This is a genomic window from Streptomyces sp. NPDC003248, assembly GCF_055563235.1.
Genome location: NZ_JBVHDT010000008.1, coordinates 100,149 through 118,546 on the forward strand (window position 1 = coordinate 100,149; position 18,398 = coordinate 118,546).

General features: G+C 73.5%; 15 protein-coding genes and 1 pseudogene. 7 read left to right on the forward strand and 9 right to left on the reverse strand.

Annotated elements, in window-relative coordinates; translation table 11 throughout:
* The first annotated feature begins 125 nt into the window (after positions 1-125).
* Entirely contained in the window at positions 126-461 is a 336-nt protein-coding gene (locus ACZ3KJ_RS20440) for a YnfA family protein (protein ID WP_389516148.1), read from the forward strand.
* A gap of 76 nt (positions 462-537) precedes the next feature.
* Here the strand turns inward: ACZ3KJ_RS20440 and ACZ3KJ_RS20445 are convergent.
* Together ACZ3KJ_RS20445 and ACZ3KJ_RS20450 are read right to left on the reverse strand one after the other, a co-directional pair.
* Positions 538-854, reverse strand: a pseudogene (locus tag ACZ3KJ_RS20445) (response regulator transcription factor); the annotation flags it as partial.
* Between the two features lie 78 nt (positions 855-932).
* Positions 933-1,856, reverse strand: coding sequence for an alpha/beta hydrolase fold domain-containing protein (locus tag ACZ3KJ_RS20450; protein WP_467528768.1), 924 nt, complete (start codon positions 1,854-1,856; stop codon positions 933-935).
* Between the two features lie 271 nt (positions 1,857-2,127).
* Here ACZ3KJ_RS20450 and ACZ3KJ_RS20455 point away from each other — a divergent pair, with 271 nt between their 5' ends.
* The 3 genes from ACZ3KJ_RS20455 to ACZ3KJ_RS20465 all read left to right on the forward strand — a co-directional run bounded on the left by ACZ3KJ_RS20455 (position 2,128) and on the right by ACZ3KJ_RS20465 (position 5,168).
* Positions 2,128-2,928, forward strand: coding sequence for a GNAT family N-acetyltransferase (locus ACZ3KJ_RS20455; RefSeq protein ID WP_467528770.1), 801 nt, complete (start codon positions 2,128-2,130; stop codon positions 2,926-2,928).
* Between the two features lie 151 nt (positions 2,929-3,079).
* A complete protein-coding gene (locus ACZ3KJ_RS20460; protein WP_467528771.1) occupies positions 3,080-3,547 on the forward strand; it encodes a DUF3237 domain-containing protein in 468 nt (155 codons plus the stop codon).
* A gap of 217 nt (positions 3,548-3,764) precedes the next feature.
* On the forward strand, positions 3,765-5,168 hold the full coding sequence (locus tag ACZ3KJ_RS20465; protein ID WP_467528773.1) for a glycoside hydrolase family 43 protein: 1,404 nt from the start codon (positions 3,765-3,767) through the stop codon (positions 5,166-5,168).
* Positions 5,169-5,454: 286 nt separating this feature from the next.
* On the opposite strand, the gene ACZ3KJ_RS20470 is transcribed toward ACZ3KJ_RS20465, so the two are convergent.
* The 3 genes from ACZ3KJ_RS20470 to uxaC form a co-directional block, all read right to left on the reverse strand.
* Positions 5,455-5,973 (reverse strand): hypothetical protein, encoded by a 519-nt coding sequence (locus tag ACZ3KJ_RS20470; RefSeq protein ID WP_467528775.1) that lies wholly within the window; start codon positions 5,971-5,973, stop codon positions 5,455-5,457.
* A gap of 139 nt (positions 5,974-6,112) precedes the next feature.
* A complete protein-coding gene (locus tag ACZ3KJ_RS20475; RefSeq protein WP_467528776.1) occupies positions 6,113-7,519 on the reverse strand; it encodes a mannitol dehydrogenase family protein in 1,407 nt (468 codons plus the stop codon).
* On the reverse strand, positions 7,516-8,937 hold the full coding sequence (uxaC, locus tag ACZ3KJ_RS20480; protein WP_467528778.1) for a glucuronate isomerase: 1,422 nt from the start codon (positions 8,935-8,937) through the stop codon (positions 7,516-7,518). Before uxaC ends, ACZ3KJ_RS20475 begins: the two co-directional genes overlap by 4 nt.
* A gap of 101 nt (positions 8,938-9,038) precedes the next feature.
* Between uxaC and ACZ3KJ_RS20485 the strand changes: the two genes are divergently transcribed.
* Positions 9,039-10,379, forward strand: a complete 1,341-nt coding sequence (locus ACZ3KJ_RS20485; protein ID WP_467528780.1) for a lactate racemase domain-containing protein — start codon at positions 9,039-9,041, stop codon at positions 10,377-10,379.
* Position 10,380: 1 nt separating this feature from the next.
* Complete coding sequence (gene larC / locus ACZ3KJ_RS20490) at positions 10,381-11,634, forward strand: nickel pincer cofactor biosynthesis protein LarC (protein ID WP_467528782.1); 1,254 nt, start codon at positions 10,381-10,383, stop codon at positions 11,632-11,634.
* Positions 11,635-11,764: 130 nt separating this feature from the next.
* Here the strand turns inward: larC and larB are convergent, their stop codons facing one another.
* The 4 genes from larB to uidA all read right to left on the reverse strand — a co-directional run bounded on the left by larB (position 11,765) and on the right by uidA (position 16,737).
* Positions 11,765-12,451, reverse strand: coding sequence for a nickel pincer cofactor biosynthesis protein LarB (larB, locus tag ACZ3KJ_RS20495; protein ID WP_389516171.1), 687 nt, complete (start codon positions 12,449-12,451; stop codon positions 11,765-11,767).
* Complete coding sequence (gene larE, locus ACZ3KJ_RS20500; RefSeq protein WP_467528785.1) at positions 12,444-13,304, reverse strand: ATP-dependent sacrificial sulfur transferase LarE; 861 nt, start codon at positions 13,302-13,304, stop codon at positions 12,444-12,446. Before larE ends, larB begins: the two co-directional genes overlap by 8 nt.
* A gap of 228 nt (positions 13,305-13,532) precedes the next feature.
* The gene (locus tag ACZ3KJ_RS20505) at positions 13,533-14,960 is read right to left on the reverse strand and encodes a glycoside-pentoside-hexuronide (GPH):cation symporter (protein WP_467528786.1); all 1,428 of its coding nucleotides are present in this window, start codon (positions 14,958-14,960) and stop codon (positions 13,533-13,535) included.
* Entirely contained in the window at positions 14,953-16,737 is a 1,785-nt protein-coding gene (gene uidA, locus ACZ3KJ_RS20510; protein ID WP_467528787.1) for a beta-glucuronidase, read from the reverse strand. Before uidA ends, ACZ3KJ_RS20505 begins: the two co-directional genes overlap by 8 nt.
* Positions 16,738-17,001: 264 nt before the next feature.
* Between uidA and ACZ3KJ_RS20515 the strand changes: the two genes are divergently transcribed.
* On the forward strand, positions 17,002-18,183 hold the full coding sequence (locus ACZ3KJ_RS20515) for a LacI family DNA-binding transcriptional regulator (RefSeq protein ID WP_467528789.1): 1,182 nt from the start codon (positions 17,002-17,004) through the stop codon (positions 18,181-18,183).
* Positions 18,184-18,398 lie beyond the last annotated feature (215 nt).

Consider the following 18,398-nt stretch of genomic DNA (forward strand, 5'->3'; position numbering starts at 1 on the left):
GCCGGCTGGTGTCCGGCGCGCGAGCGGTCCCGGACCCGGCGCCCGGCGTCGGGCGCGTGTGCGGCCCGACGGCTCCTCGGGGTCCGCCGGAGATCGCGGCAGAGGCCCGTCGATAGGGTCGCCCCATGACTGTCGCCCGTTCCGTCGCCCTGTTCGTCGTCGCCGCCCTGTTCGAGATCGGCGGGGCCTGGCTGGTCTGGCAGGGCGTCCGCGAGCACAGGGGCTGGGTCTGGGCCGGGGCGGGCGTGATCGCGCTGGGCCTGTACGGCGTCGTGGCCACCTTCCAGACCGACGAGAACTTCGGCCGCATCCTCGCCGCCTACGGCGGTGTCTTCGTCGCCGGATCGATCGCCTGGGGCATGGTCGCCGACGGCTACCGTCCCGACCGCTACGACGTCGTCGGCGCCCTGGTCTGCCTCGCCGGCATGGCCGTGATCATGTACGCGCCGCGGGCACGGTGAGCCGGCCCGCCGTCGCCGGCCGGGTGCGCCGGCGGGCAGCGCGGTGCCGCCGCGGCTCGCGCCGGACGCGCGTGCGTCACCGGCCGCCGTGGGGGCAACCGTGCGGGTGCGGGGTGACCAGGCCGCTCTGGCAGACGATGACGACGAGCTGGGCGCGGTCGCGGGCGTGGAGTTCGTTCATGGCCCGCTGGATGTGGCCGCGGACGGTCAGCGGGCTCAGCGCGAGCCGGTCGGCGATCTCGGCGTTGGACACGCCGCGCGCGGCCAGCGCCGTGACCTCCCCTTGCCGGTCGGTCAGGGCCTTCAGGACGTCGGGAGCGCGAGGAAGTCGTCGGTGTCCGGGGTGGCCGGTAAGCGGGTGACGAGGGCCCGCGTGGCGGCCGGGGAGAGGAGGCCTCGTCGGCCGACGCGCCCGGGTCCTCCGGCACGAGGAGGAGGACCCGGTACCTGCCGGGGACGACGGCGGGCCCGTCAGCCGGCGAGCACGCTCGCGAAGAAGTCGAGCGACCGGTCGACCTCCTTGAGGGAGGGGCCGCGGTTCAGGTGGCCGTGCGTCATGCCCGCCGCCAGGTACGTCCGGACCGGGACACCGCACTCGTCCAGTTGCCGGGCGAGGAGGTCGCCGGACGGCCGGAGGTCGTCGAACTCGGAGAGGACGACACCGGTCGGGGGCAGGTCGTTCAGGTTCGCCGCCCCGGGCATCGCGTCCGCCGGCAGGTCGGTCAGACGGCCGACGTAGTTGCGCACCATGCCCTCGATCGACTCGGTGGTGAACCGCAGGAGCGACGGCAGGTCCCGCATCGCCGCCGCCGTCTCGTCGTCCAGGGCCGGGGTCGGGAAGTGGGCGAAGGGATAGGCCAGCAGCAGGGTGTCCGGGCGGGGTTCGTGCCGGTCGCGCAGCCGGATCGCCGTGGACAGGGCGAGGGCCGCGCCCGCGCTCGCGCCGCCCAGGGCGACGGGGCCGCGCGCCCGGCCGGATCCGTGGAGCCAGAGCCACGCGGCGTGCGCGTCGTCGACGGGGACGGGGTGGCGGACGCCGTCCACCGCCAGCCGGTATCCGACGGAGACCACCAGGGCCCCGGCGCGGGCGGCCAGCTCGGCGGAGACCGTGTGCGCTTCCGGCATGTCGAGATCACCGGCCGCGAAGCCGCCGCCGTGCAGCCACAGCAGCGCGCGGCGGGGCTCGTCGCGCGGGGCGTACACACGGACGGGCACCTCGCCGTGCGGCCCGGGGACCAGGTGGTCCTCGACCGAGACGTCCGGCAGGCTCCACTCGCCGGGATCGCTGTAGTACTCCGCGAGCCGGGCGCTCGCCTCCGGGTCGGACGCGGCGTCCTCCCAGCCGAGGCCGTCGAGCAGGTGCAGCTTCCCGGCGAGGAAGGGATCTATCGGCATGGGCGCTCCCAGGGTGTCGGGTCCGTGGTGCGGGCGGGCGTGCCCCGGGAACGGGCGCGGCCTCGGGCGAGGACGCCGGTCCCGGGGCTCCTTGTCGGGACCAGTGTGATCGCTCGGCGCCGCGGGGCGGGAGACCGGCGGCGCCGGCTGCCGGGAACGGACGCCGGCGGAGATCCTCCGGAAACCCCCTGCGGCAGGCGTGAACCCTGGACCGGTGACGTTCGTTACTCCTCGGAAGCATCCACACACTCCACGGCACGAGAGGTTGTCCATGACGGGTCTCACGGAATCGATCGAATCGATGGAGCAACTCGCCACGGTCTGGCGCGCCTTGGTCCTCGACCGGGAGCCGCGCGCGGACGTGCGGGACCTGCCGGGCGTCGCCGTGCGCTGGGCCGACTGCCGGTTCGCGTTCTGGAACTGCGTCACACTGACCGACGTGGGGGCGGACGCGGCACTCCTGGAGAGGCGTCTGACGCGGGCGGCGGACATCATGCGCGCGAAGAAGCACCCGGGCTTCCTGTGGCTCTTCGAGGACCTCCTCGACGGCGGGGCACGCGCGGGCCTGGCGGAGGCGGCCGAACGGGCCGGTCTCCAGCACGCCTTCGCCGGCACCGGCATGGCCGGGAACCTGCTCCCCGTGCCCGACCCGGTCCACCCGGACCTGACGTTCGCGCGGGTGAGCACCGACGAACAGCTGCGGGCGTACGCGGACATCAACGCCCGCGCCTACGGATTCCCGCTGGAGGACGGCCGCGACGGACTCCTCGGCTCCGCGCTGTGGAAGACCGGGGTGCACGCCTACCTCGGCCTGCGGGACGGTGTCCCGGTGACGTGCGCCGCGACGCTGGAGGCGGAGGGACGCCTCTTCGTCGTGCTCGTCGCCACGGACCCCGCGTGGGAACGCAGGGGCTACGGCGAGGCGGTGACCCGGAAGGCGCTGCACGAGGGCGCCCGGGCGACCGGGCTGACCCGCGCCACTCTGCACGCGACCGCCGCCGGGGCACCCGTGTACCCCCGCATCGGTTTCGAGCCGAACTCACCGGTGCACTTCTACGGCCTGAAGAGCTGACCCTCCGCCAGCGGGCGTGCCGCTCCGTGCCCCTGACGCCCGCCGGTGCCGTCGCGCCCGGTATCGTGCATCGACTTCGCGGACCTGCGTTCCCGGACCGCCCCGGCGCCCCGACCGCGCCGGGGCGTGTCCCCGACCACGGGAGTACGGCATGGCGCACGCCCCCAGCACCCGGCACGCCTTCACCCTGGAAGTGGAGCTGGCTCCTCCGATCGACGTGGGCGAGACCCCGCACGGCCGACGCCGGGTGATCCCCATCACCGGCGGCACGTTCAGCGGGCCGGACGCCCGCGGCCAGGTCCTCCCGGGCGGCGCCGACTGGAATCTCGTCCGCCCGGACGGCGTCACCCACCTGTGGGCGCGCTACACCCTGCGCACCGACGACGGCCACCACCTCATGGTCACCAACGAGGGCTGGGGCACCCGGGACGAGGCGTCCGTGCGGCGGATCTCCGCGGGCGGCGGCGGGAAGCCGGACGGCTGGTACTGCCGCACCAACCCTCGCTTCGAGGTGGGTGAGGGGCCCTACGCGTGGATGAACCACACCCTCTTCATCGGTGACCTGCGTCCCCCGGTCGGCCTCGACCGCGTGACCATCGTCGTCCACCGCGTGACCTGACGCGTCAGCGCCGGCCCCGCAGGAGAAGTCACGTCGAAAATATTGACGTGCCCCGGACAGAGCTCTACTTTCTGACCGACTCACCGAACCACGTTCGACATATCGGCCATGCGGAAGGTGCAGAGCCGCCGTTCCTCTCCCATGGTCCACTCGTCCTGCCGCCGTTCGCCCGTCCGCCGCCGTGAGCTCACCCGACCCGCACACACCCGGAGAGCCGATGAGCGCACCATCCCGCCCCCAGGCCACGCCGTCACGCAGACTGTTCCTGGGCGCCGCCGCGGCCGGCTCCATGGCCCTGGCCGCCGATCTGACGCTGGGGACCGGCCCCGCCCACGCCGCCGACTCCGCCTACGTCATGGGCTACTTCACCGAATCGCCCCAGGGCGTCGGCACCGACTACGGCCTGCACCTCGCCGTCAGCACGGACTCCCTCAACTGGATGCCGCTGAACCAGAACAACCCGGTGGTCACCCCCACCGCCGGAGCCGGCGGCCTGCGCGACCCGTTCATCCTGCGCAAGCAGGACGGCACCTTCGTCGTGCTCGCCACCGACCTCAAGGGCACCGACTGGACCTACAACAGCCAGACCATCCACGTCTGGGACTCCACCGACCTGCGCACCTTCACCAACTACCGCCGCCCCCACCTGCACGACATGGTCACCCACAGCTGGGCCCCGGAAGCCTTCTGGGACGCCTCCCGCGGCCAGTACGCCCTCATCTACTCGTCCGTGAACTCGTCCGGCCACAACGTCCTCATGGTCAACCACACCACCGACTTCACGACCGTCTCCGCCCCCCAGGTGTTCTTCGACCCGGGCTACGACGTCATCGACGGCGACATGGCCGTGGGCGTGAACGGCGTCAACTACCTCTACTTCAAGAGCAGCAGCACCGGAGGCCTGGTCGGCGCCCGGTCCACCTCGCTCAACCCCGGCAGTTTCACGCCCTTCAGCACCACGGTCGCCCACGGCGGCACCGAGGCACCCACCCTGGTGAAGTCCCTGACCTCCGGCACCTGGTACCTCTGGGCAGACACCTACACCCCCAACGGCGTCTTCTACGCCTGGCAGACCACCGACCTCGCCGCCGGCACCTGGACCCCGGTCGACCAGAAGCTCTACACCCACCCGGTCAACGCCAAGCACTGCACCATCGCCACCATCACCAGCACCCAGTACGCCGACCTCGTCACCCGCTGGGGCGCACCCACCTGGAACCGGCTCAAGTCGTACAACTACCCCGACCGCTACGTACGCCACGCCGACTTCACCGCACGGATCGACACCTACCCGTTCGACCCCTACACCGACTCCCAGTGGCGCCTCGTCCCCGGCCTGGCCGACGCCTCGGGCGTCTCCTTCCAGTCGGTCAACTACCCCACCCGCTACCTGCGGCACTACGACTACCAGCTCCGACTGGACGCCGACGACAGCACCACCACCTTCGCCCAGGACGCCACCTTCCACCGGGTCAACGGCCTGGCCGACGCCTCCTGGGCCTCCTTCCGCTCCCACAACCAGCCCACCCGCTACATCCGGCACTCCGCCTACGCACTGCGCATCGACCCGATCTCGACCGCCACGGACCAGGCCGACGCCACCTTCTCGGTCGGCTACTGATCCCCTCGACGCGGCCACGCGCAACGGCCGGCTCCCGCAGGCCGTTGCGCGCCAGAGCACATCTCCGTCGCGGGCGGTCGTCGGCTGGTAGGCCGTCCCCGACAAGGCGGCGCCCACAAAGGTCCTTCGGCTCATGCGTGGTGAGGTCATGCCCTCACACTGTCAGCGGGCGGGCACCCCGGGCATCGGGGTCGCCCCCGAGTGATCCCTGGTTCCACCCCGACGCGGCCCGGGAGCCGAGCCGGCCGCTTCCGAAGGCGTGCGCCGCCGGGCCCGGTGCCGCACGTCAGCGGGGTGCGGACAGCGGTCTCGCCGTCACGCGCAGGCGGCCCTGTTCGGGGTCGGCCACGACCGCCGTGCCGAGCCCCTGGTACAGCAGGCGCCAAGCGCGCAGCCCGGTCCACAGCGCACGCTCCCAGTCGGCTGCCGCGAGGTGCGGAGCCGTACGGGTGTTCAGGTGGACGGCCGCGGTGACCAGGTCGGGATCCAGCAGGTCCTCGACGTCCGTGCCGAGCCGGTCGAGGGCGAAGACGTGGGCGAGAGCGGCGGCGGCGTGCTCGGCGGACTCCTCGCGGGCGGTCGCCGGACGATCGGGCAGGAACACCCCGGGGCTGAGGCGCTGAAGGGTGGGTGACCAGCCGAGGCAGACCGCGTTGGCCAGGAAGAACACCGGGAGGTAGCGGTACCCCGGGACCGCCGCCGCGGTCTCCGTGCAGGGACGGCCGAGCGGGCGCCCCGCGTGGCGCAGCTCGGTCACACGGTTGCCGGAGGGGTCCAGGGACTCGTGGAACTCGATGCGGTACATGGGGGCGGTGCTCCTCACCGAGGCCGTTCGGCCGCTCGACCGCTCGGCCGTCCGAACGGCCGGACGTCGGCCGCCGACCGTTTTCCTGCGGAACGTCCGTATCGGATTTCTGAGGAACGTCCGTCTCGGATTCGTTCGTTCATGGCGCGTACCGTCCTTCGGCGTGCGCGGTGACGGCGGCCACCAGTTCCCGGTCATGGGCGAGGGCGGGGTCGAGGAAGTCCAGGACGCGGCGGGCGGCCTCGGGGAGCGGGCCGCGGGCGGCGGCCAGCGCGGTGTCCGCGGAGGCGTCCTGCACCGGGGCGCCCGCGCCCCGCAGGTGCAGCAGCCATGCCGCGATCGCCTCGGTCGCGGCCCGCGGCATCCGGCCGTGGGCGCGTTCGGCGCGCAGTGCCGGCAGGATGCGCACGGGAAGCTTCTGCGAGCCGTCGGCGGCGATCTGCGCCAGGGTGTGCCGGATCCGGGGGTTGGCGAAACGGGCCAGCAGCGCCTCCTGGTAGGCGGCGAGATCGCGGGCGGGCAGCCGCAGGTGGGGGGAGGCCTCCGCCCACCACCGCGTGAGCCGGTCCCGGCACCGCGGGTCGGCGACCGCGTCGGCCACCGTGGTGTGCCCGAGGGCGGATCCGGCGTAGGCCAGCAGCGAATGGCCGCCGTTGAGCAGCCACAACTTGCGCTCCTCGTAGCGGCTCACATCGGCCACGACCCGCGCGCCCGCGTCCTCCCAGGCGGGACGGCCGGCCGGGAAGTCCCCGCCGAGCACCCACTCGGAGAAGGGCTCGGTGACCACCGGCGCGGCATCCGCGCGGCCGGTGGCGGCGCGCACCGCGGTGACGTCCTCGTCGGTACTGCCGGGAGTGATCCGGTCGACCATCGTCGTCACGTACGCCGCGTGCTCCGCGGCGGCGACGAGTTCGGCCCGCCCGGTGGCCTCGGCCGTCTCCCGCACCACACGGCGGACCACGGCGCCGTTGCCCGGCAGGTTGTCGCAGGACACGACGGCGACGGGCCCGTGGCCGGCCGCTCGGCGCGCGGCCAGGCCGGCCAGCAACCGGGCGGCCGCGGTGACGACGGGGGCCCGCACGTCGCCGCACAGCGCCGCGAGGTCGGCGGCGACGTCCGGCCGGCCGGTGTCGAGCCCCGGTTCGCCGCCGCCCGCGAGGGCGTACCCGGCCTCGGTGACGGTCAGGGTGACCACCGCGAGCGCGGGCCGCTCCCAGTACTCCAGCCAGGCGGTGTGGTCGCTTCCCGGATGCGCGGCCGTGAGCGAGCCGACCACCTCGCAGCGGTCCTCGCCGGTGTCGCGGGTCACCAGGGTGTAGAGGCCGTCCTGGGCGGCCAGCGCGCGGGCGAGTTCCGGGCGGCGGCCGGAGAACGCCGCGATGCCCCACCGGGCGGCGTCCGACGCCCGGTCGGTGTACCAGGCCTGGTGCGCCCGGAAGAAGCCGCCCAGTCCCAGGTGGAGGATGCGTACGGGGGCGGCCGGGCGGGTGCCGGGACCGTGGGCGCGCGTCAGGGGCCGTGCGGGGGCGTCGGATGCCGGGATCACAGCTTGAACGCCTTTCGCGGGTTCACGGTCACCAGGTCGGCGGCGGTCTCGAACGCCTCGTCCTCCGCCAGCCGGTGTTCGGCGACGAGTTCGGCGAGGATTCCGCAGTCCAGCCGGCGGGACATGTCGTGGCGGGCGGGGATGGAGCAGAAGGCGCGTGTGTCGTCGACGAAGCCGGAGGTGCGGGTGAAGCCGGCGGTCTCGGTGACCGCGCGCCGGAAGCGGCGGATCGCGTCCGGCGCGTCGAGGAACCACCACGGGGCACCCGCGTAGACGGACGGGTAGAAACCCGCCAGCGGGGCGATCTCCCGGGAGAGGACGCTCTCGTCGAGGGTGAAGAGCACGAGCTGGAAACCGGGATGGGTGCCGTACCGTTCCAGCAGCGGGCGCAGCGCCCTGGTGAACTCGGCCCGCACCGGGATGTCGTGCCCGGTGTCCGGCCCGTGGCGGTCGGACGTGGGGCTGTGGTGGTTGCGCCACACGTGCGGGTGCAAGGTCATCACCAGGCCGTCCTCGCAGGACATCCGCGCCATCTCCAGCAGCATGTGCCGGCGGAACGCCGTGGTCTGCGCCTCGTCCGCCTCGCCGGCCAGCGCCGCGCGGAAGATGCGGGCGGCCTCCGCGGGCGGCAGCGGTTCGGCCCGCACGTCCAGGTGGCTGTGGTCGGCCGAGGTGGCGCCGTGCTCGACGAAGTGGCGGCGCCGCTCCTCCAGCGCCCGCAGGTAGCCGTCGTACTCACCGGTGTCGATGTCGGCGGTCCGGCCCAGACGCGCCACCGCCCCGGCCCAGTCCGCGCGGGCCGGCTCCAGGTAGCGGTCGGGGCGGAAGGTCGGCACGACCCGGCCGTGCCAGCCGGGATCGGCGGCGAGCGCGCGGTGCGCCGCGAGGTCGTCGCAGGGGTCGTCGGTGGTGGCCAGCACCTCGATGCCGAAGCGCTCGAACAGGGCCCGGGGCCGGAAGGCGTCGTCGGCCAGCCGGTCGGCGATCCGGTCGTAGATCCGGTCCGCGCTGTCCGGGCCCGGACGCTCGGTGACACCGAAGATCTCGGCCAGCTCCGACTCGAACCAGTACCGGACCGGGGTGCCGCGGAAGACGGCCCAGTGCTCGCACAGCCCGCGCCACACGGCCCGCGCCTCCGGCTCCGCCAGCGGCCCGCGGCCCACGCCCAGCTCCGTCAGGGGCACACCGGCGGCGTGCAGCAGCCGTGTCACGTAGTGGTCCGGGGTGATCAGCAGGCTCGCCGGGTCGGTGAACGGTGTGTCGTCGGCGAGCAGGCGCGCGTCGACGTGACCGTGCGGGGAGAGGATCGGCAGCTCACGCACGCTCTCGTAGAGCCGGCGGGCGAGTGCGCGGACTCCCGGATCGGCCGGCAGCAGGCGGTCGGGAGACAGCGGGGAGGAGGCGGTGGGAGCTGGCATGCGGTGAAGTGTGAGTCGGCCCGGCGGCACGCAGCAATCGGTTGCCATGAGTTGTCCCGGGTGTTTGCGGCCCACCCGCCGGCCGTGGTCGTCTTGCCGCCATGACGACCCGCCTCACGCAGAGCTCCGACACATCCGGCGCCCGGTCCGCGGCCCTGATCGGGGGCCCGGGCGAGGTCCTGGCCGAGGAACGGCTGGCGCGGTTCGTCCGCGAGCGGCTCGCCGGAGAGGACCTGGACGGCCGCAGCGTCTGCCTGGTGGTGCCCGACGCCACCCGCAGCTGCCCGCTGCCCCTGCTGCTCTCCAGCGTCCACGCCGCCCTCGCGGGGCGGGTGAGCCGGCTGACCGTGCTCATCGCCCTCGGCACGCACGCCCCCATGGGGGAACGCGAACTGGCGGCCCACCTCGGCTACCCGGAGGGTGGCCTGGACCGCGTCTATCCGGGCATGACCGTGATCAACCACCGCTGGTGGGAGCCCGACACGTTCGTGTCGGTGGGCACGGTCCCCGCCTCCCGGGTCGCGGAGCTGTCCGGCGGTCTGCTGCGCCGGCGGGTCGACGTGCGGCTGAACCGGGCGGTGGTCGAGCACGACGTCGCCCTGGTCGTCGGGCCGGTGTTCCCGCACGAGGTGGTGGGCTTCTCCGGCGGCAACAAGTACTTCTTCCCCGGAGTGGCCGGCGCCGAGGTCATCGACGTGTCGCACTGGCTGGGAGCGCTCATCACCAGTTCCGAGATCATCGGCACCCTGGGCGTCACGCCCGTGCGGGCGCTGATCGACGAGGCCGCGGCGATGGTCCCGAGCCGGCGGCTGGCCCTGTGCGTCGTCGCCGCGTCCGGTTCGGGCGCACTGCACGCCGCCGCGTACGGGACCCCCGAGAGCGCGTGGGCCGCGGCGGCCGAGGTCTCCGCCGAGACCCATGTGCGCCACCTCGACGCGCCCGTGCGGCGGGTGCTGTCCCTGGTCCCGGCCAAGTACGACGACATCTGGACCGCCGCCAAGGGCTTCTACAAGCTGGAACCGGTGGTCGCCGACGGCGGCGAGGTGATCCTGTACGCCCCGCACATCCGCCGGATCTCCGAGATGCACCCGGAGATCGAACAGGTGGGGTACCACTGCCGTGACTACTTCACCCGGCAGTGGGACCGCTTCAAGGACCTGCACTGGGGCGTGCTCGCCCACTCCACCCACCTGCGGGGGGCGGGGACGTACGACGAGGAGCACGGGGAGCGCTGCCGGGTGACCGTCACCCTGGCCACCGGCATCCCCGAGGACGTCGTCCGCGCGGCGAACCTCGGCCACCTGGACCCGGCCGAGGTGGACGTCGAGGCGTTCGCCGCCGATCCGGACACGCTGGTGGTGCCCGAGGCCGGAGAGGTGCTGTACCGGCTGCGTCCGCCCGCTCCGGGCGGCGGGCGGCCCGGGCCGGGCCGGGGCCGCTGAGATGCGGACGGCATGGCTCGACGTCTCCGCGGGCGTCGCGGGCGACATGCTGCTGGGCGCCCTGGTCGACGCCGGCGCCTCACTGGACGCGGTGCGGACCGCGGTGGACGCGGTGGTCCCGGGCACCGTCCGGCTGACGCGCGAGCGGGTGACGCGCGCCGGGATGCGCGCCACGCGGGTGGTCGTCTCCCCGCTCGCCGCGGACCAGCCGCACCGCACCTGGGCCACCGTCCGCGCGCTGCTCGACCGGGCGTCACCGGCTCTCCCGGAACGGGCACGGGAGCGCGCCTCGGCCGTGTTCACCCGGCTGGCCGAGGCCGAGGCCCGCGTGCACGGGATCGCACCGGACGACGTCCACTTCCACGAGGTCGGCGCCTGGGACTCCATCGCCGACGTGGTCGGCGTCTGCGCCGCGCTGCACCGGCTCGGCGTGGGACGCGTCACGGCGAGCCCCCTCGCGGTGGGCGCCGGCACGGTGCGGACCGCCCACGGCGAGCTTCCCGTGCCGGTGCCCGCCGTGGCGGAACTCGCCACCGGCTGGCGGATCCACGCCGGGGGCCGGGGCGAGCTGGCCACGCCCACCGGAGCGGCCCTGGTCACCGCGCTGGCCGAGGAGTGCTCGGACGTGCCGTCGATACGCCTGGAGGCCACCGGCGTGGGCGCGGGCAGCCGGGACACCCCGCGGCGGCCGAACGTGGTGCGCGTCCTCCTCGGCACCCCCGCCGCGGCGGACGGCGACACCGGCGGCCCCGCGGACGCCGTTCTCCTGGAGGCCAACGTGGACGACCTCGACCCCCGTCTGTGGCCGGGGGCGCTGTCGGCACTGCTGGAGGCGGGCGCCTCGGACGCGTGGCTGGTGCCGGTGCTCATGAAGAAGGGGCGGCCGGCGCACACGCTGTGCGTGCTCGCACCGCCCGCGCGGGCGGACGTCCTGCGCGAGACGGTGTTCCACCAGACGAGCACCCTCGGCGTGCGCGAACACCGGGTGCGCAAGACGGCCCTGGACCGTGGCTGGGTCGACGTGGAGGTCCTGGGTGGCCGGCTGCCCGTCAAGGTCGGTCATCGCGACGGGACGATCGTGCAGGCCACGCCCGAGTTCGAGGACGCGGCCCGCCTCGCCGCCGACCGGGAGCTGGCGGTGCGGGTGGTGCTCGACGCCGCCGTCGCGGCCGCCGCCGCCCGCGGCCTGGCCCCGGGCGCGCCGCTGCCGCAAGACATCGGGCGCCGCGGAGCCCCCGGCGACGCCGCCGAATGAACCGCCGCCCGCCTCGGCTGCACTCGCGTGCGGGCGGCGCCGGCGGACGGGCACCCCAACTCCCCCGACCGCCCGTCACCCTCCGGGCGTGGATTCCCGGGGCGGCCCGTCGCACGACGGCTCCCGTGCTTCACACGGGCGAGGGCGCCGCGATCTGTGCCGCCAGGTGGCCCGCCCCGTAGCCGTTGTCGATGTTGACCACGGCCACTCCCGGAGAGCAGGAGTTGAGCATCGACAGCAGCGGCGCCAGTCCGCCCAGTGCCGCGCCGTACCCGACGGAGGTGGGCACCGCCACCACCGGGGCCGCGACCAGGCCCGCCACCACGCTGGGCAGCGCGCCGTCCATCCCGGCGGCCACGACCACGACCCGGGCGTCACGGAGCAGGTCGAGGTGGGCCAGGACGCGGTGCAGGCCGGCCACTCCCACGTCGACCACGAGCTCGCACGGCCTGCCCAGGTGGCGGGCGGTCAGCTCCGCCTCACGGGCCACCGGCAGATCGGAGGTACCGGCCGCCAGCACCACGACGCGTCCGCCGGACGGCGCCGGCGGCCGGGGAGGCCAGGCGAGCAGCCGCGCTTCCGGCTCGTGGTGGGCGTCCGGCAGCTCGGCCAGGACGGCGGCGGCGTGGTCCGCCTCCGCGCGGGTGAACAGGGTGGCCGCGCCGCGGGCCCGCACCGCCGCCGCGATGGCCCCCACCTGGTGGGGCGTCTTGCCCTCGCAGTACACCGCTTCCGGGTAGCCGCGCCGCAGGGCCCGGTCGTGGTCCAGCCGGGCGAAGGCCTCCAGCTCCGCCGGCGGCGTCCAGTCGTCAGCCATGGGACACCTCCACCAGCGGCAGGGTGAAGGCGCCGGACCGGATGCCCGCCAGGTCCACCGTCACCGTTCCGAAGCCCGCACCGCGCACCGCGGCGAGCAGTTCCTCGCGCAGCGGACCGGCGGTGGCCCGGGCGATCTCGTCGACCGGCAGCTCGATCCTGGCGGTCTCGCCGTGATGACGTACGCGGCAGTCGCTGAAGCCGAGCCGGCGCAGCGCGCGCTCGGCCCGCTCGATCTGGGCCAGCTTCCGCGGCGACACCTCCTGGTGGTGCGGGATGCGGGAGGCCAGGCAGGGCGCGGCGGGCTTGTCGGCGCACGGCAGCCGCAGGGCACGGGCGATCCGCCGGACGGCGGCCTTGTCCAGTCCCGCGTCGGCGAGCGGCCGCAGCACGTGGTGCAGGACGGCGGCGCGGCTGCCCGGCCGGTCGGGCCGGCGCACGTCGTCGGCGTTCTCGCCGTAGGCGACGGCGGTCAGCGCATGGGCCTCGGCGACCTCGTCGGAGATACGGGTGAACAGTTCGTTCTTGCAGTGGAAGCAGCGGTCGGGGCCGTTGGCCCGGTAGGCCGGCAGTTCTCCCTCGTGGGTGGCGACCTCCACCACGTCGGCGCCGATGTGGGCGGCGACCCGGTGGGCGGCGGAGCGCTCGTCGGCGGGCAGGCTGGGTGAGACGCCCAGCACGGCGACCACCCGGTCGGCGCCCAGCCTGCGCACCGCGAGCGCCAGCAGCACCGAGGAGTCCACTCCTCCGGAGAAGGCCACCCCCAGTCTGCCGTCGATCGGCAGCAGCGCGCCGACCCGGTCGGCGGCCCGGGCGTCGGCTCCCGTCAGGAGGGCGGTTTCCTCGACTGTCATGTGTGCTTCTTTCCTGTCCGTGGGGGGTTCGATATCCGTGGGGGATGTGCGGGACTGCCCGTGCCGGGGCGTCGTCCGCGGGCGGGACTGCCCGTGCCGGGACGTCGTCCGCGGGCGGGACCGCCCCGGCGGTGGCACCCCGGCACCGCGCACGGCGGTGGCGCCCCGGCACGGCGCACGGCAGTGGCGCCCCGGCGGGGCGCCACCGCTTTCGCGCCGTCGGCGGCGTCAGGCCGGTCCGGGCTCGTCCGTGCTCCGCGCGCGCCGTTCCTCGGCGGCCTTGCGCTCGGTCAGTTCCGCGACGATGTCGTGGAAACGGGCGTCGGTCAGCGGGTAGAACCGCATCGCCACGGCGGCCAGCAGCGCGCAGAGCGCGGGCAGCAGGCCGGCCGCCATGCGGATCGAGGTCACGGCTCCGTCGCTCTGCACCGTGGCCGACCCGACGTATCCGCCGAAGGCGAGGACGTACCCCAGGGCGGCACCGCCCAGCGCCTGGCCGATCTTCCGGGTGAAGGAGAAGACGGCGTACGTCGCGCCCTCCGTACGGATTCCGGTGCGCCACTGCCCGTACTCCACGGTGTCCGCCTCGAAGCCCATCGTGAGCGTGTTCAGTGTGTTCATGCCCAGGCTCATGACCACCCAGGCGAGCACGGGAACGGCCACCGGAGCCGCGGGGGCCAGCAGCACCCCGAGCCCGCCGCACACGGCCAGCCCGGCGCCCCAGCCGAACAGGAGCTTCTTGCCGAACCGGCGGACCAGCTTCGGTGCCAGGGGGACGATCAGGAAGAGCGTGGCCGCGCTGCTCAGGTTGAGCACCATGTAGAGGTCGGAGTCGCCGAGCACGTCGCGTGCGTAGTACGCCCCGATCCCCAGCGAGGCCACGTAGCCGGTCAGGAAGACCAGGGTGCCGGCCGACAGCAGCAGCAGCGGCCGGTTGGCCCGGAGCACGGTGAGGGTCTGCCGCAGTGTGACCCGCTCCAGGTCGCCCCGGACGGTCTCCCGGGCCGTGCAGAAGGTCAGCAGGTAGAACAGGATGCCGACGGGGACGAAGCTCCAGGTCAGCGTGGTGAACGTGGCCTGGAGGTCGCCCTTGTCCAGCTGCGGGGCGACGAGGGCGCCCAGGGCGATGATGATCGTCACCGCGCCCACTCCGCGGGCCGCCGACAGCCGGGTCCGCTGGTCGGGAAGCTGGGTCATCGCCGTGGCCAGCGCCCCGTAGGGAATGTTCACCAGGCTGTAGGCCAGGCCGATCAGCCCGTAGGAGACGTAGGCGTACAGCAGTTGCAGACCGGAGGAGACGTCGGGCACGTGGAACAGCGCCACGTTGAGCAGCAGCAGGGGGACGCAGCCGAACAGGATGAACGGGCGGAACTTGCCCCAGCGGGTGCGCACCCGGTCCACCAGGCGTCCGGCGATCAGGTCCGCGACCGCGTCCCAGGCCCGGATCACCAGGAACATCGTGCCCACCGCCGCCGGGCTCAGCCCGACCACGTCGGTGTAGTAGAGCAGCAGGAACATCGCGGAGAACTGGAAGGCGACGTTGTTGCCGGCGTCGCCGGCGCCGTACCCGAAGACCTGGAGCCGGCTGAGCCGGGCCGCCGGCGCCGTGGCCTTCGCGCCGGCCGGCGCTGTCGTACGGGCTGCCATCTCAGACATCGTTCCTCCAGCGGCGGCGGACGGAGAACGCGGCGCTCTTCGGGCGCCGGTCGCGGGTGAACAGGCCCTTCTTGTTGCCGTCGACCCGGCTGACGGCGGGGCGGGTGGCGAAGTCGGCGAAGTTCCAGATGTGTTCGCCGACCACGGCGTCGACCCGGTCGAACACCCGGTGGTACATGTCGAGGAACCGCTCCTGGTACTCCTCGGACCACGGCAGGTCGACCACGCTGTGCAGGCCGGACAGCGTGTCGACGCCGTACTCGGTGACGATGACCGGCTTGCCGTGCAGACGGTCCCAGTCCCTCAGCTCGGCCTCCAGGGCCGCCTCGGCGGCCTCCAGGTCGCCGGTGTGGACGTACCAGCCGTAGTACCGGTTGATCATGACGACGTCGGCCAGCTCCGAGAGGAGGCACTGGCTCGCGGTGTCGTGCATGACGTTGGCGAAGCCCACCGGACGGGTCGGGTCCAGCTTGCGCGCCTCCGCGAACAGGGGGGCGAAGTAGTCCCGGGCTGCGGGTACGGCCGACTCCGGCTCGTTGGCGATGCTCCACAGCACCACGCTCGGGTGGTTGCGGTCCCGTGTGATCAGTTCGCGGACGGCCTGGAGGTGGGTGCGCCGGGTGTCCTGCCCGATGGTCTCCTCCGTGTAGGTGGTTCCCGCCGGACCCGCGCCCGCCATGGCGGCCAGCTTGAGGTTCATGCCGACGGCCGCCGTCTCGTCGATGACCACGACGCCGTGCCGGTCGGCGTAGTCCAGGACCTCCTCGGCGTAGGGGTAGTGGGCGGTGCGGAAGGAGTTGGCGCCGATCCACTCCATCAGCTCGAAGTCGTGGACCATGAGCGCGTCGTCGTGGCCCTTGCCGCGCACCGGCGCGTCCTCGTGCTTGCCGAAGCCCTTGAAGTAGAACGGCTCACCGTTGATCAGGAACTCGGTGCCGCGTACCTCGACCGTCCGTACGCCGACCGGCAGGAGGTAGCTGTCGGCCACCCGCCCGTCGTCGTCGAGCAGCTGGGCTTCGCACTCGTAGAGGTACCCGTCGCCCGGCGCCCAGGGGTGGACGTCGGGCACCCGCAGCAGGCCCTCGGCGCCCTCCGCGGAGGCGACTTCGGCGCCGTCCGCGTCGCGGAGCACGACCCGCGCCCGGGCGGGCTCGTCGGCCCGGTACTCCACGGTGTAGCGCACCGTGCCCGTGGTGCCCTCCAGCCCGGTCTCGACCACGATGTCGCTGATCCGCGCCAGGGGTGTGGTGTAGAGCCAGACGGAACGGTGCAGGCCGGAGTAGTTGAAGAAGTCGTGGAAGTAGTGCTGGCGGCGTCCCCGCGGCGTCTGCTCCACCCGACCGGGCGGCACGGACGCCCAGGTGAGCTCGTTGTTGACGACCACGGTCACCCGCGCCTGGGCGCCGGCCACCACATGCTCGGTGATGTCCGCCTCGAACGGCGTGTAGCCGCCCTCGTGCTCGGCGACCGGCGAGTCGTTCACCCACACGGCGGCGCGGTGGGTGGCGGCGTCGAACCGCAGGACGATCCGCTGCCCCGACCAGCCGGCCGGGACGCGCACCGTCGTCTGGTACCAGGCGTCACCGACGTGGTCGCGCACGGTGAGGTCCGGCACGATGTCGTTGTAGCTGGCGGGCACCGGCATCTCACGGGCCTCGGACAGCCCGGAACGCCACCAGCCCGCGCCGCGCCCGACGCCTTCCGGATCGAGGCGGAAGGCCCACAGACCGTTGAGAGACCTGCGTTCTCGCGTGGAGGTGTCCCGGGGACGAAGCATGCGGGCTCCTTGGGTACGCGGCGACGATGCCGACGTTTCGAGGTGGATACCGGGACATTAAGCTGGTGCGAAATCTCCCTGGCAAGCGGTTGCCACCTGTTGTCGCCAGGCGGAGCATCGACCCAGCGGAGGCGGAGGGGCATGGCACGCACGGCACGGGACCCGGAGGAGTCAGGGACGCGAGAGCCTGGGGTGTCGGGTCCGCGAGAGCCTGGGGTGTCGGGGACAGGGGGCCCGGAGGAGCCAGGGACGCGAGACCCGGAGGTGTCGGCGAAGGACGACGCCAAGGTGTCCGTAAAAGGTGACGGCGAGGAGTCCGCGAAAGGTGACGGCAAGGAGTCCGCGAAAGGTGACGGCAAGGAGTCCGCGAAAGGTGACGGCAAGGAGTCCGCGAAAGGTGACGGCAAGGAGTCCGCGAAGGGTGACGGCGAGGGCCGGGCCTGGACGCGCCCGCCGACGATCTACGACGTCGCCCGGGCCGCGGGGGTCGCGGCCTCCACGGTCTCCCGGGCCTTCTCCCGCCCCGGCCGGGTCAACGCCGAGACGGCGGACCGGATCCGCGCCGTCGCGGCCGAGATGGGCTACCGCACCAACTATCTCGCCCGGGCGCTGCCCACCGGCCGCACCTCGATGCTGGCACTGGTGACCTCCGACGTCACCAACCCCTTCCACGCCGAGATCATCCGCGGCGCCGAAGTCGCGGCCGCCGAGGCGGACTACACGATCCTGCTCATCGACGCCCAGGAGGACGACCGGATCGAGCGCAAGAACATCGAGCGAGCCCTGCCCAGCGTCGAGGGCATCGTGCTGGCCAGCACCCGGATGTCGGACTCGGCGATCCGGATGATCGCCAAACAGCGGCCCACGGTCGTCCTCAACCGGGACATCACCGACGTGTCGAGCATCGTCACCGACAATCTGCACGGCGCGCGGCTGGCGGTGGACCACCTGGCCGGGCTCGGGCACCGGACGGTGGTGTACGCCGCGGGCCCGGAGTCCTCATGGGTGGACGGGATGCGCTGGCGCGGTCTGCGGGAGGCGGCGGGCGCAGGGCTGCGGATGCACCGCGTGGGGCCCGTTCCGCCGACGATCGCCGGGGGCGGGCAGGCGGCCGCGGACGTCGTCCGCAGTGCGGCCACCGCGGTCGTCGCCTACAACGACCAGGTCGCCATCGGCCTGATGCGACGGCTCCAGGCATCCGGTGTGCGCATCCCGGAGGACATCAGCGTCGTCGGCTTCGACGACATCTTCGTCGCGGATCTGGTGCAGCCGGGGCTGACCACGGTGGCGGCCCCGCTGCGCGCCGAGGGCCACATCGCGGTGCGTACGGTGCTCTCCCTGGCGAACGGTCCGGCCTGCCGCACCGATCAGCCCAGGACGCTGCCCGTCAAACTGGTCACCCGCGGCTCGACGGCCCAGCGCCGTGCGACACGGCGGAGCAATTGATGTCCGTGTGCGGCACCTGCCGAATGCGGCCGGGGAACGATGAATTCGAGAATTGTCACGGCTTGAGAAGTGGACCCCGTCATCACCCGCGCCTCTCAGCACCGGGCGACCGCCCTGTGGGACGGCGGCCGGCTCGCAGCCCGTGCGCACACGCGGCATTTCCGGAACGGCTCGGTATTTCTTTCACCGGACACCATGTCACCGGACACCGTTGA

Excerpts from the sequence above, each read along its gene's own strand:
- ACZ3KJ_RS20460 (WP_467528771.1), top strand. The coding sequence starts at position 3,080 with ATGGCGCACGCCCCCAGCACCCGGCACGCCTTCACCCTGGAAGTGGAG.
- uxaC (WP_467528778.1), bottom strand. The coding sequence starts at position 8,937 with ATGCCAGCTCCCACCGCCTCCTCCCCGCTGTCTCCCGACCGCCTGCTG.
- ACZ3KJ_RS20465 (WP_467528773.1), top strand. The coding sequence starts at position 3,765 with ATGAGCGCACCATCCCGCCCCCAGGCCACGCCGTCACGCAGACTGTTC.
- ACZ3KJ_RS20470 (WP_467528775.1), bottom strand. The coding sequence starts at position 5,973 with ATGTACCGCATCGAGTTCCACGAGTCCCTGGACCCCTCCGGCAACCGT.
- ACZ3KJ_RS20485 (WP_467528780.1), top strand. The coding sequence starts at position 9,039 with ATGACGACCCGCCTCACGCAGAGCTCCGACACATCCGGCGCCCGGTCC.
- ACZ3KJ_RS20455 (WP_467528770.1), top strand. The coding sequence starts at position 2,128 with ATGACGGGTCTCACGGAATCGATCGAATCGATGGAGCAACTCGCCACG.
- larC (WP_467528782.1), top strand. The coding sequence starts at position 10,381 with ATGCGGACGGCATGGCTCGACGTCTCCGCGGGCGTCGCGGGCGACATG.
- uidA (WP_467528787.1), bottom strand. The coding sequence starts at position 16,737 with ATGCTTCGTCCCCGGGACACCTCCACGCGAGAACGCAGGTCTCTCAAC.
- ACZ3KJ_RS20440 (WP_389516148.1), top strand. The coding sequence starts at position 126 with ATGACTGTCGCCCGTTCCGTCGCCCTGTTCGTCGTCGCCGCCCTGTTC.
- ACZ3KJ_RS20505 (WP_467528786.1), bottom strand. The coding sequence starts at position 14,960 with ATGTCTGAGATGGCAGCCCGTACGACAGCGCCGGCCGGCGCGAAGGCC.
- larE (WP_467528785.1), bottom strand. The coding sequence starts at position 13,304 with ATGACAGTCGAGGAAACCGCCCTCCTGACGGGAGCCGACGCCCGGGCC.
- larB (WP_389516171.1), bottom strand. The coding sequence starts at position 12,451 with ATGGCTGACGACTGGACGCCGCCGGCGGAGCTGGAGGCCTTCGCCCGG.
- ACZ3KJ_RS20450 (WP_467528768.1), bottom strand. The coding sequence starts at position 1,856 with ATGCCGATAGATCCCTTCCTCGCCGGGAAGCTGCACCTGCTCGACGGC.